The organism is Bradyrhizobium sp. HKCCYLRH3061 (assembly GCF_051168015.1).
In the GTDB taxonomy this organism is placed as follows: domain Bacteria; phylum Pseudomonadota; class Alphaproteobacteria; order Rhizobiales; family Xanthobacteraceae; genus Bradyrhizobium.
On sequence record NZ_JBNPUE010000018.1, the window covers coordinates 100,352 to 114,001 of the forward strand.

The 13,650-nt window shown below is 65.8% G+C and carries 13 protein-coding genes; all 13 read right to left on the reverse strand.

All coding sequences use genetic code 11. The features are described 5' to 3' along the window. Positions 1-3: 3 nt before the first annotated feature. On the reverse strand, positions 4-813 hold the full coding sequence (gene lpxA, locus ACQR2C_RS25870) for an acyl-ACP--UDP-N-acetylglucosamine O-acyltransferase (protein ID WP_434882415.1): 810 nt from the start codon (positions 811-813) through the stop codon (positions 4-6). A 29-nt stretch (positions 814-842) separates the two neighbouring features. Then, positions 843-1,301, reverse strand: coding sequence for a 3-hydroxyacyl-ACP dehydratase FabZ (gene fabZ, locus ACQR2C_RS25875; protein WP_315799738.1), 459 nt, complete (start codon positions 1,299-1,301; stop codon positions 843-845). After that, positions 1,301-2,368 (reverse strand): UDP-3-O-(3-hydroxymyristoyl)glucosamine N-acyltransferase, encoded by a 1,068-nt coding sequence (lpxD, locus tag ACQR2C_RS25880; RefSeq protein WP_434882416.1) that lies wholly within the window; start codon positions 2,366-2,368, stop codon positions 1,301-1,303. The genes fabZ and lpxD overlap by 1 nt, the downstream gene beginning before the upstream one ends. A gap of 135 nt (positions 2,369-2,503) precedes the next feature. Next, positions 2,504-5,044: an outer membrane protein assembly factor BamA gene (gene bamA, locus ACQR2C_RS25885; RefSeq protein ID WP_316217877.1), complete on the reverse strand. Its 2,541-nt coding sequence runs from the start codon at positions 5,042-5,044 to the stop codon at positions 2,504-2,506. A gap of 174 nt (positions 5,045-5,218) precedes the next feature. Beyond that, a complete protein-coding gene (gene rseP / locus ACQR2C_RS25890) occupies positions 5,219-6,370 on the reverse strand; it encodes an RIP metalloprotease RseP (RefSeq protein WP_434840118.1) in 1,152 nt (383 codons plus the stop codon). Between the two features lie 39 nt (positions 6,371-6,409). Further along, positions 6,410-7,633 carry a 1-deoxy-D-xylulose-5-phosphate reductoisomerase gene (dxr, locus tag ACQR2C_RS25895; RefSeq protein ID WP_316181312.1) on the reverse strand — a complete coding sequence of 408 codons (1,224 nt, stop codon included), beginning with the start codon at positions 7,631-7,633 and terminating at the stop codon, positions 6,410-6,412. Between the two features lie 41 nt (positions 7,634-7,674). Continuing rightward, positions 7,675-8,562, reverse strand: a complete 888-nt coding sequence (locus ACQR2C_RS25900) for a phosphatidate cytidylyltransferase (RefSeq protein WP_434882417.1) — start codon at positions 8,560-8,562, stop codon at positions 7,675-7,677. Then, on the reverse strand, positions 8,559-9,317 hold the full coding sequence (locus tag ACQR2C_RS25905) for an isoprenyl transferase (RefSeq protein ID WP_315799732.1): 759 nt from the start codon (positions 9,315-9,317) through the stop codon (positions 8,559-8,561). Before ACQR2C_RS25905 ends, ACQR2C_RS25900 begins: the two co-directional genes overlap by 4 nt. 12 nt (positions 9,318-9,329) lie before the next feature. After that, positions 9,330-9,893, reverse strand: coding sequence for a ribosome recycling factor (frr, locus tag ACQR2C_RS25910; RefSeq protein ID WP_315799731.1), 564 nt, complete (start codon positions 9,891-9,893; stop codon positions 9,330-9,332). A gap of 163 nt (positions 9,894-10,056) precedes the next feature. Then, entirely contained in the window at positions 10,057-10,773 is a 717-nt protein-coding gene (gene pyrH, locus ACQR2C_RS25915; protein WP_316181314.1) for a UMP kinase, read from the reverse strand. A 74-nt stretch (positions 10,774-10,847) separates the two neighbouring features. Continuing rightward, positions 10,848-11,771 (reverse strand): translation elongation factor Ts, encoded by a 924-nt coding sequence (gene tsf, locus ACQR2C_RS25920; protein WP_315711597.1) that lies wholly within the window; start codon positions 11,769-11,771, stop codon positions 10,848-10,850. A 128-nt stretch (positions 11,772-11,899) separates the two neighbouring features. Next, positions 11,900-12,889, reverse strand: coding sequence for a 30S ribosomal protein S2 (locus ACQR2C_RS25925; protein ID WP_315799728.1), 990 nt, complete (start codon positions 12,887-12,889; stop codon positions 11,900-11,902). Between the two features lie 154 nt (positions 12,890-13,043). Continuing rightward, a complete protein-coding gene (locus ACQR2C_RS25930; RefSeq protein ID WP_434846892.1) occupies positions 13,044-13,565 on the reverse strand; it encodes a hypothetical protein in 522 nt (173 codons plus the stop codon). Between the last annotated feature and the right edge of the window lie 85 nt (positions 13,566-13,650).

The following is a 13,650-nucleotide window of genomic DNA, read 5'->3' on the forward strand; positions in this document are numbered from 1 at the left end:
GCGCTACGGCTCGATGGCCGGCCTGCCGATCTCGGGCAGGCACAAGGCGCGATGTCGGCCGCCATCGATGAAGGCGAGGATCTCGGCGATGGCGGGATCCTCGCCGGCCATTGGCCGCACGGCCGCCAGCCGCTCGGCGAACACGCCGGGGCCGTGGAACAGTTTCTGATAGAACGCCCGCACCGTGGCGAGGCGCTCACGGGTGAACTTGCGGCGCTTCATGCCAATGACGTTGAGACCTTCGAGCGCGGCATACTGGCCGTTGGCGAGGCCATACGGAATGATATCGCCGCGTACGCCGCAGACGCCGCCGACCATCACGCCGTGGCCGATGCGGGTGAACTGATGCACCGCGGACAGGCCGCCGATGTAGACGGAATCGCCGACCTCGACATGGCCGCCAAGTGTGGCCGAGGTTGCGAAGATGACGTTGTCGCCGACCACGCAATCGTGGGCGACATGGGCGTTGTTCATGAAGAAGCCGGCATTGCCGACCTTGGTGAGACCGCCGCCCTTGGTGGTGCCGATGTTCATCGTCACGCCTTCGCGGAAGGTGCAGCCGGAGCCGATCTCGAGCCGATGCGGCTCGCCGCGATAGCTGAGATCCTGCGGCGCGCCGCCGAGCACGACGAAGGGCGAGATCACGTTGTCATCGCCGAGCGTGGTGTGGCCCATGATCTGGACGTGGCTGATCAGCTTGCAGTTGGCCCCGATCACGACGTTGGGGCCGACGATGCAGTAAGGACCGATCACGGTGCCCTCACCGATGACGGCGCCATCCTCGACGCGTGCGGTGGGATCAATCTTGCTCATTTCGACGCAATCAACTTTCTACCAGTCCGTCAGTCGGTCAGCATCGCGCCGACATCGGCCTCGGCGACGACGACGCCGTCGACCTTGGCATCGCCGTGGAACCACCACATCGTCTTGCGCCGGCCAATCGAGCGCATGTGGTACTCGATGGTCTGGCCGGGCAGCACGGGCTTCCGGAACTTGCACTTGTCGATGGTGAGGAAATACACCGCGCGCGGCTTTTCCGTGCCCTCGACCGACTTGATGCCGATCACGCCCGCCGTCTGCGCCATGCCCTCGATCATCAGCACGCCCGGATAGACCGGCCGTTCCGGAAAATGGCCCTGGAAGCACGGCTCGTTGAACGAGACGTTCTTGACGCCGATGCCGCTGTAGTCGGCCCGGATGTTCTTCACGCGGTCGATCAGGAGAAACGGGTTACGGTGCGGCAGCGTCTTCAGAATCTCGTTGATGTCGATGTCCGCAAACCTGATGGGTGACTCGTCCATCACTCCCGCCCCTCGTCCCTGTTCGCCGCCGTCTGATCGCGCACCAGCCGTTCCACGGCGACGATCTCGCGGAACCACTGCTTGGTCGGCTTGGCGAAGAAGCCGCCCCACCGGCCGTTCGGCGGAATGTCGTCCTTGACGCCGCTCATCGCGGTCACTTGGGCACCATCGCCGATCGTCAGGTGATTGTTGATACCGACTTTCGCTCCAAGCGCGACGTTGTCGCCGATCGTGAGGCTGCCTGCCAGCCCGATCTGGGCCGCCAGCAGGCAATGCCGCCCGATTGTGACATTGTGGCCAATCTGCACCTGGTTGTCGATCTTGGTGCCCTCGCCGATGACCGTGTCGCGCAGGCTGCCACGATCGATCGTCGTACCGGCGCCGACCTCGACGTGGTTCTGGATCAGCACCCGCCCGGTCTGCGGCACCTTGGTGTGCCCATCCGCGCCGAAGAAGATGAAGCCGTAGCCGTCCTGGCCGATGCTGCAGCCGGGATGGATCAGGACGTCATTGCCGATCAGCGCGCACTGAATAACGGTGCGGGCGCCGACATTGCAGTCGCGACCGATCTTGACGTGGGGGCCGATCACCGCACCCGCACCAACGATCGTCCCCGAGCCGATCTCGACATGGGCGCCGATCACCGCCAGCGGCTCGACGATGACGCCGTCCTCCAGCCGCGCGGTGGGATCGATGATGGCTTGGGGCGAGAGTCCGTCGTCGCCGAACCAGGGCTGCGGCCGCAGTGCGTCGGCATGGAACTCACGCGCAAGCTGCACGAAGGCGCGGAACGGCTGATTGGCGCGGACCACCGCGACATGGGACGGCACGCGCGCCTCGAATCGGGGACTGACCAGGCAGGCGCCCGCCTTGGTCCCGGCGAGCTGGTCGGCGTATTTGAGGTTGTCGAAAAACGCCAGATGCATCGGGCCGGCCTCGTCGAGCGACGCCAGTCCCTTGATCACCTGCTCGCCGCGGGACGGGTCGACCAGGGTGGCCTTGGCGGCGGTTGCGATCGCCGCCAGCGTCGTGGGCGGCGGCGATTGGAAGAAGGTCGGCTGGGCCATTCCGTCGTACTCTCGGGACAAGTCGTACTCTCAGGACAAAAAGTCAGAGCCCGGCTCCGGTGTCCCGGAACCGAGCTCCCATCTCTTACACCGGCGGGGTTGGTCGACGCCAACCCGGATTCGATCGGCCCAGGCTCAGAACGAGGTACCGCCGCCGAACCGGAATTCCTGCGTCCGGTCGAACTGGCCCTTGGTGAGCGGGATCGCGTAGTCGAAGCGCAGCGGACCGAACGGCGACGCCCACACCAGACCCACACCGACCGAGGTCCGGACCGTATTCTGGTCGTTGAACTGCAGGCCGAGGCAGGTGCCGGCATTGTTCGGATTACGCGACGGCGGCTGACAGCCGGCCACATTGACCTCGCCGGTCTGGGCCCACGACGTCGGCCCCTGGTAGCCCCACAGGCCACCAGCGTCGGCGTAAACGGCACCCTTCAGACCAGTCTCCTTGGGCAGGAACCAGAACGGCATCTGCAATTCGAGCGAAGCGCCCCAGTACTTGGTGCCGCCCAGCGCATCCTGGGTGCCGAACGGATTGATGTCACGCGGACCAATGCCGTTCGGAGCGAAACCACGAACCAAGTTCGGACCCATCTGGAAGTGATCGAGCATGCGCAACTGCGTGTTGCCGATCTTGTTCAGGATACCGCCCTGGAGGTGGACGATGCTGACGATGTCCGACACCAGCGGGGTGAAGTACTTCGCATCGAAGGCGGTCTTCAGGTACGACACGTCGCCGCCAACACCCGCGAAGTCCTGCTTGAAGTCGACCAAGAGGCCGTCGGTCGGGTTCTTGGTGTTGTCGAGCGTGTTGTAGTTCAGCGTGTAGCCGAGCGCCGAGGTCAAGGTTGCGCCGTTCGCCAGCTCCTGACGGACCGGCAGCGAGGCCTCGCCGTTGGCGAAGCAGCCGAGGCCGCCGTTCGGATCGGCGATACCATTGGCATTGATGAAGGCCGGGGTCGGGTTGAACGGCACGAAGCGGTTGCCGATCATGGAACCGGCGGCAACGTTGTTACAGTCCGACAGCGTCGCCGGCAGCGAGATCTCCTGGCGGTAGATCGAGTAGCGCAGCTGCAGCGACAGGTCCTCGCGCAGCTGGAAGCCGAGGCGCGGGCTGAAGCCGAGCGTCTTGGTGCCGTAGGAGATGAAGTTGTTGGCGAGCTGCTGGCGCTGATACAGGTCGAGGCCCAGCGCAACCCGGTAGTCGAGCAGATAGGGCTCGACGAAGGACAGCGAGTAGCCGCGGGCGAACTGGCCGTAGGTCACCGACGCCTTGGCGAACAGGCCGCGGCCGAGGAAGTTGCGCTCGGAGATCGAGACCTCGGCCAGCGCGCCGTCCGTGGTCGAGTAGCCGCCGGAGATCGAGAAGTCACCCGTGGATTTCTCTTCCAGGTTGACGTTCAGGACCACCCGGTCGCTCGACGAGCCCGGCTCGGTGACGATCTTTACGTCCTTGAAGAAGTCGAGGTTCTTCAGGCGGCGCTCGGCACGGTCCACCAGGGCGCGGTTGTAGGCGTCGCCCTCGGAGATGTCGAACTCGCGGCGAATGACGTAGTCGCGGGTGCGGGTGTTGCCGCGAATGTTGATGCGCTCGATATAGGTGCGCGGGCCCTCGTCGATGGCGAACACGACCGACACGGTGTGGGCCTCGAAGTTGCGATCACCGCGCGGGCGGACCACCGCGAACGCGTAGCCGCGCCGCGAGGCCTCGATCTGCATCTCCTCGACCGATTTCTCGATGTTCTCGACATTATAGAGCGAGCCGACGCTGACGCGCGAATAGCCGCGCAGCGTGTTGCCGTCGAGCGTCGCGATCGACGACTGGAAGTCGACCGAACCGACCCGGTACTGCTGGCCTTCCTCGATCTTGAAGGTCACGAGGAAGCCCTTGCGCTCCGGATCGTACTCGCTGAGCGCGGCCACGACCTGCACGTCGGCATAACCGTTCTTCAGGTAGAAGCGGCGAATCAGGTCGCGATCGGCCTCGACACGGTCCGGATCGTAGACGTCGCCCGAGCCCAGGAAGCTCAGGAGGTTGGTCTCGCGGGTCTTGATGACGTCCTTGAGGCGATAGGACGAGAAGGCGTTGTTGCCGACGAACTCGATCGACTTCACGCCGGTCTTGGCGCCTTCCTCGATCGTGAAGATCAGGTCGACGCGGTTGTTCGGCTGCTCGATCATCTCCGGCGTGACGCGCACGTCGTAACGGCCCGAACGGCGGTAGATCTCCGCAATGCGCTGGGCGTCGGACTGCACCATCGGGCGCGAGAGCGTGCCGCGCGGCTTCGACTGCACTTCCGCCTGGAGCTGCTCGTCCTTGACCTTCTTGTTGCCTTCGAAGGCGACGCGGCCGATCACCGGGTTCTCGACGACGGTCACGATCAGCCGCCCACCCTGGCGGTTGATCTTCACGTCCGAGAACAGGCCGGTCTCGATCAGCGCCTTGAGGCCGTCATCGACCCGGCCGGCGTCGAGCGTCCCGCCGGGGCCCGGCTTGAAGTACGAGCGGATGGTCTCCAGCTCGACACGGCGGTTGCCGACCACTTCGATCGAGTTGACCGTCTGCGCCGCAGCTGGCGACGAAAGAACCACGCTCGCCAGCGGCAAAGCCACCGGTCCGGCGAACATGATAAAGGCGGCCGCCAAGCCCCCCCGCACCCGCAATCCGAACTTCATGCGCTACGCGCCCTTATATTCCGTTGCCGGTTCCGTACCCCTACGAACCCGACAGATTCCCATTTGTCGTTCGCTTGTAGCCAATTTGGACCCGACGGCAAACGCCGGATCTCTCTGAATTTTCAAATTCGTTTCAAAACGTTGCCTAACGGCCACGTCGTAAAAAAGCCGCGCTCAGGACCCGGCGAGGTGAAGGATATCGTTATAGGTTGCAAAGACCATGAGCATGAGGACCAGCCCGAGGCCGATTCGGAACCCCATCTCCTGCGCCCGCTCCGACAGCGGCCGGCCGCGGACGGCCTCGACCCCGTAGAACAACAGGTGTCCGCCATCGAGCAGCGGAACCGGGAACAGGTTCAGCAGGCCGATCGAGACCGACAGCGTCGCGCACAGTTGCACAACGAACTGGAAGCCGAGGCTGGCCGCCTGTCCCGAGAGTTGAGCGATTCGGATCGGACCGCCGACGTCGCCGGCACTCCCGGCGCCCGCGAACAGCGAGGCGATGAACTTGAAGGTCGTGGAGATGATGAACCAGACCTGCTCGAAGCCGATCTTGATCGATTCGAGGAACCCGACCGGGATCGAGCGCGATTCGTCCGGCTTGGCGTTGTACTGGATGCCGAGCACGCCGATCCGGTGGCTGTTGCCGAACAGGTCCTTGACCTCCTTGAGCGCCGGCGTCGCCTTGAGGGTGAGTTCCGTGCCGTCCCGCTTGACCAGGAAGGACAATTCCGTGCCGGCGCTGACCGAGACGACGCGCTGCATGTCGGCGAAGGTCTCTATCGACCGGCCGTCGATGGCGGCAATGATGTCACCGTCCTTGAAGCCGGCGGCGGCCGCGACGCTGTCCGGCTGCACCGCATCGACCCGCGGGGTCGTGTTCGGCTTGCCGAAATACAGCGCCATGCCGGCGAAGATGATGACCGCCAGGATGAAGTTGGCGATCGGGCCGGCCGCGACGATCGCGGCGCGCTGGCCGACGGTCTTGTGGTGGAAGCTGTCGGCGCGCTCCTCGGCCGTCATCTTCGCGAGCGCCTCGGCCGACGGCGTCGAGGCCTCGGATTCGTCGCCGAAGAACTTCACGTAGCCGCCGAGCGGGATCGCCGAGATCTTCCAGCGGGTGTTGTGTCGGTCGTTGAAACCGATCAGTTCTGGGCCAAATCCGAGCGAAAACGTCAACACCTTCACGCCGGCCCAGCGCGCGATCAGGAAATGGCCGAGCTCGTGGAAAAACACCACGATCGTCAGCACGAACAGGAACGGGACGATGTAGCCGAGAAGGCCGTGGCTCAAGGTATTGAAGATATGGTGGAAAAATTCGGACATCGATGACCTTCCCGACGGGCCAGCGGCCCATCCAACCCGTTAAGATGCTTTTGCGGCGATTTGAGGCAAGAGGCCGGCGGCCCTTTTTCGCGCATCATGGTCAATGGCGATGGCGTCGTCCGCGGACGTCAGAGGTGCCAAATTACCTGAACGCGTCCAGCTCTCGAGGGTCGCCTCGACCAGGCGGGCGATCGCACCAAAGCGGATGTGGCCGCCGATGAAGGCCGCGACGGCGACCTCGTTGGCGGCATTGAACACCGTCGTCGCGCCGCGCCCGGTGCGCAGCGAATCATAGGCCAGCCGCAGACCGGGGAACCGCTCGAAGTCCGGGGCCTCGAAGGTCAGCGTGCCGATCTTGGCGAGATCGAGTCGGGCCGACGGACCCTTGATGCGCTCCGGCCAGCCGAGGCAATGGGCGATCGGGATCCGCATGTCCGGCGCGCCGAGCTGCGCCACCACCGACCGGTCCGAGAACTCGACCATGCCGTGGACGATCGACTGTGGATGCACCAGCACGTCGATCTCGTCTGGCGCCAGCGCGAACAGGTAGGACGCCTCGATCACCTCGAGGCCCTTGTTCATCATCGAGGCGGAATCGATCGTGATCTTCTGGCCCATGCTCCAGTTCGGATGCTTCAGCGCCTGGGCCAAGGTCGCCTGCTCGATATCGGCCGGCGCCCAGGTGCGGAACGGGCCGCCGGAGGCGGTGATGATCACCCGCACCAGCTCCTCGCGATTGCCCGAGGACAGCGCCTGGAACAGTGCGTTGTGCTCTGAATCGGCCGGCAGGATGCAGGCGCCGGCCCGGGCGGCCCGCTCCATGAAGAAATCGCCGGCACAGACCAGGCATTCCTTGTTGGCGAGCGCCACGGTCGCGCCGCGGTCGACCGCGGCGAGCGCCGGCTTGAGGCCGGCAGCGCCGGAGACGGCGGCCATGACCCAGTCGGCGGGACGGGCTGCCGCCTCGATGATGGCGCTCTCCCCTGCCCCGCATTCGATCCCGGTGCCGGCCAGCGCATCGCGCAGCTCGTCGAGGCCGGCCGGATCGGCCACCGCCACGAAGCGCGGGTTGAACTCTCGGGCCAGCTTCACCAGGCCCTGGACGTTGCTGTTGCCGGTCAGCGCCTCGACGCGGTAGCGCTCCGGCGCGCCGCGCACGAGGTCCATGGTCGAATCGCCGATCGAGCCGGTGGCGCCGAGCACGGTGACGCTGCGCATCTCCGCGACACCGGCCTTGTTGTTCCGCAATGGCACTGCGCTCATGTTCTCACCAAACATTATCGACCGGTCGGCTGCGCCGACGGTCACCAAACCAGAAGACCGCGGCCGACCCCATCGAGGCCGCCGCGCAGCAAACCGAGCAATGCGGCGACGACGATGGCCGCGACATAGCCGTCCAGGCGATCCAACAGGCCGCCATGGCCGGGAATGATGTGACTGGAGTCCTTGACCCCGAAGTGCCGCTTCACCGCAGATTCGGCGAGGTCGCCGAGCTGCGAGACCACCGACAGCGTCGCGGCCAGCATGAGCGTCGTCACCAGTCCGCCGGCGCCGGCCATCGACCAGGCGGCCGCGGCGACGAGGCTGGCGACGAAGCCGCCGACTGCGCCGGCCCAGGTCTTGTTCGGGCTGATCCGCGGCGCGAGCTTCGGCCCGCCGATGCTGCGGCCGGCAACATAGCCGCCGATATCGCTGGCCCAGACGACGAGAAACACCAGCACCAGCGCGTGCCATCCCTCGGCGGCATCGAAGCGCACCAGCACCGAGCCGAGCTCGGCCGCCGACGCATAGGCGAAGCCGGCGGCCACCCAGGTGCGACGCCCCGCAGCAAGCGCCGTAGCGGCGGCCAGACCGAGCCCGAGCACGACGACGGCGAAGTCGATCAAGCCATAGGCGCAGCAGACGCCGGCAATGCCGATGGCCAGGGCCCCGGCCGTGCCGACGCTGGCGGTGCGGATCTCGCCTACCACCATCAACCATTCGAGATACAGGCCGACCGCGACCACCGTGACCAGTGCGGTCCAGAACATGCCGCCGACATAGGCGGCGCCGAGCGCCAGCGGCACCAGCACCAGCGCTGCCGCGACCCGCATCACTAGATTGCTGGCCGCAGCCTTTGTGGGTTGCGCACACTCGTTGCGCTGCGCGGCGTTGGCGGCGTCTCCCACGGCTGCGGTATCCGGTTTGGTCACGAGGCGGTTTTCGCCGCGAGGCCGCCGAAGCGGCGTTCACGCCGGCCGAACTCGGCGATCGCACCCTCAAGCGCCGCCTTGTCGAAGTCGGGCCAATGGATCGGCACGAACACCAGCTCGCTATAGGCGGCCTGCCACATCAGGAAGTTCGACAGCCGCTGCTCGCCGCTGGTGCGGATGATGAGGTCGGGATCGGGAATGTCGGGCGCATCGAGATGGGCGCCGATGGCATCGGCATCGATCGACGCCGGATCGCGCCGGCCCTCAGCGACCTCGCGCGCCAGCCGCTGCGCCGCGCGCGCGATCTCCTGGCGCGAGCCGTAGTTGAAGGCAACCACCAGCGTCAGCTTGGTGTTGCCCCGGGTGAGATCCTCGGCTTCGCTGAGAAGCGCGCAGATGTCGGGCTCGAGCCCGTCGCGCTCGCCGATCACCCTGACACGCACGCCGTCGCGATGCAGGGTCGCGAGATCGTTGCGGATGAAGCGGCGCAACAGGCCGAACAGGTCGCCGATCTCGCTGGCCGGACGCGACCAGTTCTCGGACGAGAACGAGAAGATGGTGAGATAGCGGATGCCGAGCTCATGCGAGGCACGCACCACGCGGCGCAACGCCTCGACGCCGCGGCGATGCCCTTCCGCGCGCGGCAGCCCGCGGGCCGCAGCCCAGCGGCCATTGCCATCCATGATGATGGCAACATGGGCCGGTGCGTCGGACCGGTCCGGCGCCTCCGTCACCGGGGCCGCGGCTTTCGACATCAAGCGCATCCTTCAGACGGTGAGGATTTCCTTTTCCTTCGCCGCCAGCAACTGGTCGATCTCGGAGATCACGCTGTCGGTCGCCTTCTGCACGTCGCCGGCGAAGCGCTCCTGATCGTCCTCGGACATCTCGTGATTCTTCTCGAGCTTCTTCAGCGTATCGAGACCGTCGCGGCGCACGTGACGCACGGCGACACGGGCAGCTTCCGCATATTTGTGCGCGACCTTGACCAGCTCCTTGCGCCGCTCCTGGTTGAGCTCGGGAATGCGCAGCCGGATCACCTGGCCTTCGGTCGCGGGCGACAGGCCGAGGTTGGAATCGACGATCGCCTTCTCGACGGCCTTGACCATGGAGCGGTCCCAGACCTGCACCGAGAGCAGCCGCGGCTCGGGCACGGAGACGGTCGCGAGCTGGTTGAGCGGCATGTGCGAGCCGTAGGCCTCGACCTGGACTGGCTCCACCATCGATGCCGAGGCGCGGCCGGTGCGCAGGCCGCCGAGCTCGTGCTTCAGCGCCTGGGTCGCGCCCTGCATGCGGCGCTTCAGTTCGTTGAGGTCGAAATTGCCCGTGCTCATCACGCTTTCCTTTCTGCAATCCGGGGGGCCTGCGGCCGGCTCTGCCGGGCCTTGAAGGGCCTGCGGTCGGACTCGGGCGACTCCCGGACGAATTCCTGTCTCGCTTACGCTTCTACCGCAGCCACGGGATCGGTCCAACACCGGCCGCCGACGGTACCGCGGCTCACCCCGCGACGATGGTGCCGCGCCCTTCGCCCCGCAACATCGCGCCGATCGAGCCCGGTTCGGCAATGGAGAACACAATGATAGGCAGCGACGTCTCCCGGGCAAGGGCGAAAGCGGTCGCATCCATGACCTTGTAGCCGCCTTCGATGGCCTGCGAATGGGTCAGCCGGTCGAAGCGCTTGGCGGCCGGATCCTTCTTGGGATCGGCGCTGTAGACGCCGTCGACATTGGTGGCCTTGAGCACGGCCTGGGCACCGATCTCGGCCGCACGCAGCACCGCCGTGGTATCGGTCGTGAAATAGGGATTGCCGGTGCCGCCCCCGAGCACGACGATGCGTCCCTCGGCGAGCGACTTGTGCGCCGCAGCACGCGTGAACAGCTCGCACACCTCCGGCATGACGAACGCCGAGAGCGCCTGCGCCGGGGTGCCCTTGCGCTGGATGGCGGCTTCCAGCGCCAGGCAGTTCATGACGGTGGCCAGCATGCCCATGGTGTCGCCGGTCGGACGCGACACGCCCTGCGACGAGACCTCGACGCCGCGCACCATGTTGCCGCCGCCGACCACGACGGCGATCTCGATGCCGAGCTTCTGGGCCGCGATGAGGTCGTCGGCGATGCGGTCGACGGTCGGCTGGTCGATGCCGAAGGAATGAGGGCCCGCGAGATATTCGCCGGACAGCTTGACCACGACGCGACGATAGACCGGCTCAGCCATGTGCCAATGCTCTCCTATCCCGCGCGTTGAGATCCGGCGCGAACGCCGCGCCGGATCGTGACCGTGCCCAGTCGTTACTTCTTGCCGCTCGCAGCGGCGACTTCGGCCGCAAAGTCGGTCTCTTCCTTCTCGATGCCCTCACCGAGGGCATAGCGCACGAAGCCAGCAACCTTGATCGGACCACCGACCTTGCCTTCGGCTTCCTTCAGCGCCTGAGCAACGGACTTGCCGCTGTCGTGGATGAAGGCCTGCTCGAGCAGGGTGACTTCCTTGTAGTAGGTCTTCAGGCCGGACTCGACGATCTTCTCGATCACGTTTTCCGGCTTGCCCTGCTGACGATACTTGTCGGCAAGCACGTCCTTCTCGCGCTTCACGAGCTCCGGATCGAGACCGGCCGCATCGATCGCCTGGGGGTTGGCGGCTGCGACATGCATCGCGAGCTGACGGCCGAGGACGGCGAGCTCGTCGGTCTTGCCGGGCGACTCCAGCGCGACGATGACGCCGAGCTTGCCTGCGCCCTCGATGACAGCGCCATGGACGTAGCTCGACACGACGCCCTGGCTCACTTCGAGCGAGGCCGCACGGCGCAGCGTCTGGTTCTCACCGATGGTGGCGATCGAATCGGCGATCGCGGCCTCGACCGTGATGCTGCCGACCTTGGCGGCCTTGATCTTCTCCACGTCGGCCCCGACGTCGAGCGCGACCTGGGCAATCATCTTGACCAGGCCCTGGAAGTGCTCGTTGCGCGCGACGAAGTCGGTCTCGGAGTTGACCTCCACGACCACGCCCTTCTTGCCCGAGGTCAGCGCGCCGATCAGGCCTTCAGCCGCAACGCGGCCGGCCTTCTTGGCGGCCTTCGACAGGCCCTTCTTGCGCAGCCAATCCTGCGCGGCCTGCATGTCGCCGCCGTTCTCGGTGAGCGCGGCCTTGCAGTCCATCATGCCCGCGCCGGTCGACTCGCGCAGGTCCTTCACCATCGCTGCGGTGATATTCGCCATTGTTGAACGTCCTTTTGCCTGTCCAAAGCGCGACGCAGCGGATGGCTCGCCGCCGCCCGCTGCCAGGAAAACCTATCTCAGTCGCGATGGCCGGCGTGCGACGCCGGCCAGAATGGTGTTGTGTCGTCTTACGCGTCGGCGAGCGACTTGGCCTGCGCGACCCAGGCATCGGCCCGGCTCGGGAGACCGACCTCTTCGCCGATCTGGTGCGCGGTGTCGTGGTTGAGCTCGGCGAGCTGCCAGTAGTGGAAGATGCCGAGGTCGTTGAGCTTCTTCTCGATCGCACCGGACACGCCGGTGAGCTTCTTGAGGTCGTCGGCCGTGCCGCGCGGACCAGGCAACCCCTGGAACGTCGAAGCGGACGCAGCCGGAAGATCCTCCTCGAGCGGAGCCGCCGAGGCGCCGACATCGATCCCGAGCTCGCCCTGCGCGCGCGAGATGCCGTCAATGGCGGCGCGCGCGATCAGGTCGCAGTACAGCGAAATGGCGCGGCCGGCGTCGTCATTGCCGGGCACAACATAGGTGATGCCCTTCGGGTCGCAATTGGTGTCGACGATCGCGGCCACCGGGATCTTGAGGCGCTGGGCCTCCTGGATCGCGATGTCTTCCTTGTTGGTGTCGATCACGAAGATCATGTCGGGCAGACCGCCCATGTCCTTGATGCCGCCGAGCGAGCGGTCGAGCTTGTCGCGCTCGCGCTGCAGGGTCAGGCGCTCCTTCTTGGTGTAGGAGTTGGCTTCGCCCGAGGACAGCACCTCGTCGAGATGGCGCAGGCGCTTGATCGAGGCCGAGATCGTCTTCCAGTTGGTCAGCGTGCCGCCGAGCCAGCGCGAATTGACGAAGTACTGGGCGCAGCGCTTGGCTGCGTCGGCCACGTTGTCCTGTGCCTGACGCTTGGTGCCGACGAACAGGATGCGGCCGCCCTTGGCGACGGTGTCGCTGACGGCCTGCAGCGCCGTGTGCAGCATCGGCACGGTCTGGGCGAGGTCGATGATGTGGATGTTGTTGCGGGCTCCGAAAATGAAATCGGCCATTTTCGGATTCCAGCGGTGAGACTGGTGACCAAAGTGAACGCCAGCTTCGAGCAGCTGGCGCATCGTGAATTCAGGCAGCGCCATTGGATATTCTCCGGTTGATTCCTCCGGAAACGCGTGAGCAAAAACGGGCCGTCAAGGCCCGGCTTGCCACCGGACGCCCTCTAAGAGAGCCAAGTTTCCGTGTGAGATGGCGCGCTATATAGCCGGATTTTGGCGCAACGCAAGGAAAATGGGCTCATTCCGCCTGCAGAAGCTCGGCCATCACCATCCGGGCCTGGCCCTCCTGGAGCGGAACGAAGTCGACCGGGCCCTTGTTGTCGGCGCCGGACGAGGCCGCGGCCATCACGCCCATGCCGAGCAGACCGAACGCCATGCCGCCGCCCTGCATCGCCCTGGACCGGTCGCTGGGCCTGATCGAGAAGAAATAGGTCCGCCCCGGTTCGGTATTGAAATCGAGCACCGAGTCGCCCGGGAACAGGGTCTGGGTGGCGACGAGGTGGTGCGGACCGGCCGGCCGGTCGATGTAGACATAGGTCCCGGGGATCAGGCGGCTCAGCGCGACGCCGTCGACCTTGGCGTCGCACGTGGTCCTGTCCAGCCAGGCATCCTTCAAGCTCATGATGATGATGCGGGACTGCCCGGGACGCGGCGCCCCGATCTTCTGTGACACCACGGCGTATTCGGTGCCTTCCTTGCCTGTCAGGCATCCTGATACCAGAAATGCCGCTCCCAGTCCCAGCAGCGCTCGCCTGTTCATCGCCCCCTCCCCGTAGAAACCCGGGCTTCAAGGCTATGACGGGAACCAGGGAACTTTCAATCTCGGGGAGCAAAGACAATGGAAC

Coding starts and splice junctions, on each gene's coding strand:
- lpxA (WP_434882415.1), bottom strand. CDS start 813: ATGAGCAAGATTGATCCCACCGCACGCGTCGAGGATGGCGCCGTCATC.
- fabZ (WP_315799738.1), bottom strand. CDS start 1,301: ATGGACGAGTCACCCATCAGGTTTGCGGACATCGACATCAACGAGATT.
- lpxD (WP_434882416.1), bottom strand. CDS start 2,368: ATGGCCCAGCCGACCTTCTTCCAATCGCCGCCGCCCACGACGCTGGCG.
- bamA (WP_316217877.1), bottom strand. CDS start 5,044: ATGAAGTTCGGATTGCGGGTGCGGGGGGGCTTGGCGGCCGCCTTTATC.
- rseP (WP_434840118.1), bottom strand. CDS start 6,370: ATGTCCGAATTTTTCCACCATATCTTCAATACCTTGAGCCACGGCCTT.
- dxr (WP_316181312.1), bottom strand. CDS start 7,633: ATGAGCGCAGTGCCATTGCGGAACAACAAGGCCGGTGTCGCGGAGATG.
- ACQR2C_RS25905 (WP_315799732.1), bottom strand. CDS start 9,317: ATGTCGAAAGCCGCGGCCCCGGTGACGGAGGCGCCGGACCGGTCCGAC.
- frr (WP_315799731.1), bottom strand. CDS start 9,893: ATGAGCACGGGCAATTTCGACCTCAACGAACTGAAGCGCCGCATGCAG.
- pyrH (WP_316181314.1), bottom strand. CDS start 10,773: ATGGCTGAGCCGGTCTATCGTCGCGTCGTGGTCAAGCTGTCCGGCGAA.
- tsf (WP_315711597.1), bottom strand. CDS start 11,771: ATGGCGAATATCACCGCAGCGATGGTGAAGGACCTGCGCGAGTCGACC.
- ACQR2C_RS25925 (WP_315799728.1), bottom strand. CDS start 12,889: ATGGCGCTGCCTGAATTCACGATGCGCCAGCTGCTCGAAGCTGGCGTT.
- ACQR2C_RS25930 (WP_434846892.1), bottom strand. CDS start 13,565: ATGAACAGGCGAGCGCTGCTGGGACTGGGAGCGGCATTTCTGGTATCA.